This is a genomic window from Clostridium aquiflavi (assembly GCF_031344075.1).
Lineage (GTDB): Bacteria > Bacillota > Clostridia > Clostridiales > Clostridiaceae > Clostridium > Clostridium aquiflavi.
The window spans coordinates 1-3,410 of the sequence record NZ_JAVJAN010000085.1 but is presented as its reverse complement, the minus strand read 5'-3'; the positions used below and the strand labels follow the sequence as shown (position 1 = coordinate 3,410).

Annotated in this window: 2 protein-coding genes; both read right to left on the bottom strand. The window is 27.4% G+C overall.

The features are described 5' to 3' along the window. Window positions 1-96: 96 nt before the first annotated feature. Window positions 97-1,209, bottom strand: coding sequence for an AI-2E family transporter (locus tag RGC78_RS15955; protein ID WP_252226697.1), 1,113 nt, complete (start codon window positions 1,207-1,209; stop codon window positions 97-99). Between the two features lie 300 nt (window positions 1,210-1,509). Further along, window positions 1,510-3,201: an arginine--tRNA ligase gene (argS, locus tag RGC78_RS15950; protein ID WP_252213128.1), complete on the bottom strand. Its 1,692-nt coding sequence runs from the start codon at window positions 3,199-3,201 to the stop codon at window positions 1,510-1,512. Window positions 3,202-3,410: the final 209 nt, after the last annotated feature.

Sequence of the window (3,410 nt, the reverse complement as noted above, 5' to 3'; positions counted from 1 at the left end):
ACTCATAATACCTTTAAAACACATTATTTTAAAAGTTATCCACAAATTTTTTAATAATATAAATTCCTAAAGAATAAAAAAACATAGAATTATTCATTATAAATTCTTAAATAAGCTTGGATTTTTAGACTTATAAAATTTTACTACTCTAATATAATAAATATTAATAGTTGCAATTGTAGGTGATGCCAATAGCATTCCTATAGGTCCCCAGAATGCGCCACCTATTATTACCCCCATAATGATCCAAAATGGTTTCACTCCTACTTTTGATCCTATAAGCTTAGGATCAAGATACCAAGCATCAAATTGTTGAATTAAAAGTAGAAGCACAAATACTATAAGAGCCTTCATAGGTGAAACAAATATGCACACTGTAGCACCAACAACTTCTCCTATAAAAGGTCCAAAGTAAGGTATCATATTAGTAATAGCTACTATGATTGATAATAATAGTGCATATGGAGCTTTAACTATTACTAAACCAACTAAAGCTATAAGCCCTATTATAGCAGAATCTATAGCCTTTGCTCCTATATACACTCCTATCATCTTGTTATAAGTTTTACAAACATTAATTAATTCATTAGCCTTCTTTTCTTTTAAAATTATATAAGTTATAGTTTTTAAACCATATAATAATCCATCTTTGTCACATAATACATAAACAGCTATTAAAAATCCGAATACTATTTTTACTAAGTTTCCTGTAAAAGATAATAAATATCCTAACATGCCTTGTAATAAAGTTATTGTAAAATTACCCATTTTAATTGATAAAAGTTCAATTTTATCTACTAAACCAGCGTCAACTATTAACTCACTTAATCTAGGGTTTTTAATAGCTGTGTTAATCCATTCTTGAATTGTTTCCATATATATAGGTACTTCTTTAATTATGCTACCAATACTATCTATCAAACTAGGTATAGTAAATAAGAAAAACATTATTATTATTCCTGTTATAACTGCATATGTTGCTAATATAGATTTTCCTCTTGAAAGTTTACATCTTTTTTCAAAAAGCATCATTATAGGATTTAATATATATGTAAAAATTAAAGCATATATAAATGGCGATATAATAGATAGAAAATGTTTTGCTATATTAAAGAAAAACTCATAATTATCTATTATTTTATATACAATAATACCAATAATAGCAATTACTAATATATCCTTGTATTTTACATTCCTATTTATAATCATTCCCTTTCTCCTCTCTTAAAATATTCTTACGTATTACCAAATATTATATCATATATTAATTTAATAAAGATTAATTCTTTGTTAAATTAATTATGTATTACCATATTTAATTTAACAGTGACTTAATCCTTGTTTTTAATATTCTCAGGCTCTGTTTTAAATATGTGTTAATATATACAATGGGTAAAGTGGCATTGTAATTGAACTTATGTATATATCAACACTCTACTAAAACATAGCCATAGCATTAAATAAAAATAGCTAGAAACTTAAAATTAAAGTTTCTAGCTATTTTTTTAATTACATTTTTTCTACTACATCTATTCCTAATAGTTCTAATCCATTCTTTATTACTTGTAAACTACTTCTTACTAAGCTTAATCTAGTTGCTTTTAAAACTTCATCATCTAAATTTAAAACTGAATGAGCATTATAGAATTTGTTAAATGATTTTGCAACTTCTATAACATATCTTGTTAAAATTGATGGTTCTAACTTATCAGTAGCAAGTTTAATTTGATTATTGAAATTAGCTAAAACTTTAACTAATTCAAATTCTTCTTTTGAAGATAATTTACTAAAATCAACCTCTGAAGAAATATTCTCTGCTCTACTTAATATGCTGTTAGCTCTAGCATAAGAATATTGAACATAAGGACCTGTTTCTCCTTCAAATGATAAGATTTCTTTCCAATCAAATACGATATCTTTTTCTCTTGAATTCTTTAAGTAAGTGAAAATAATAGCTCCAACACCTATTTTCTTAGCTACTTCTTCTTTATTTTCAAGATTTGGATTCTTTTCATTTATAACTTCTAAAGTTTTTTCAACTGATTCTCTTATCAAATCATCAAGTAAAACAACTTCTCCCTTTCTTGTAGAAAGCTTTCTATCTGCAAATTTAACTAATCCAAATCCAACATGAACACAATCATTTGCCCATTCATGTCCTGCAAGTTCTAACACTTTAAATACTTGTTTAAAATGTAATGCTTGTGGGCTTCCAACTACATAGATACTCTTGTAGAAATCATAAGTTTTCTTTCTATACATAGCAGCAGCTAAATCTCTTGTTGCATATATAGATGCTCCATCACCTTTTAATACTATACAAGGTGGCATATTATAATCATCTAACATTACAACCTGTGCTCCATTACTTTCTACAAGTAATCCCTTATCCTTTAATTCATTAACTACTACATCCATTTTATCATTATAGAATGCTTCTCCTGCTAATGAATCAAATTTAACTCCTAATATATCATATACTCTTTCAAATTCCTTTAAACTTAAATCTCTAAATCTCTTCCATAAAGCTTGTGCTTCTGGATCTCCTGTCTCTAGCTTTTTAAAATACATTCTTCCTTCGTCTTCTAAGCTAGGATCTTTTTCTGCTTCTTCATGGAATTTAACATAAATTCTAAGAAGTTCATCAATTGGAGCTTTTTCTAAAGCTTCTTCATCAACCCATCTATTATAAGCTGATATAAGCTTACCAAATTGAGTTCCCCAATCTCCTAAATGATTTAAACCTACAACATCATATCCTTCTTTTTTAAACATTTTGTATAAAGAATTACCAATGGCTGTAGTAAATAAATGTCCTACATGGAATGGTTTTGCAATATTAGGTGAAGAATATTCAACACAAACTGTTTTACCGTCTCCTATGTTAGATTCACCATAGTTATCTCCATCTTTTAATATCTTATTGATTGTATTTTCAGCAAATACTCCTTTATCAACAAAGAAATTTAAATATGGTCCAAGATTTTCAATTCTTTCAAATCCTTCTTTGTTAATAGCATCTTTTAAAGTTTCAGCTATCATATTAGGTGCTTTTCTCATTACTTTAGAAAGTTGAAAACATGGAAAAGCATAATCCCCCATTTCAGACTTAGGTGGTATTTCAATAAGTTTTTCTATAGCATTAACATCCAAATCTACATGTTCTTTAATTAGCTGTGCAATTTTATTTTTGTAATCCATAAGTATCCTCCTAGAAGTTTATTATTTAATCTTTCGCTCTTTTTTAAAACAGAGCCAAGTTTATAACTATGTACTTTTATTTTATATTTTTATAAAGAACAAAATCGCTAAGGCGACTTTGGAGCTGTCGATTTTTTTAGCCATGCGCCCTTTCCAAACGCAGTGCAGGAATAATGGTGCGGCATATGATTATTTTTTATTCTTTAGGG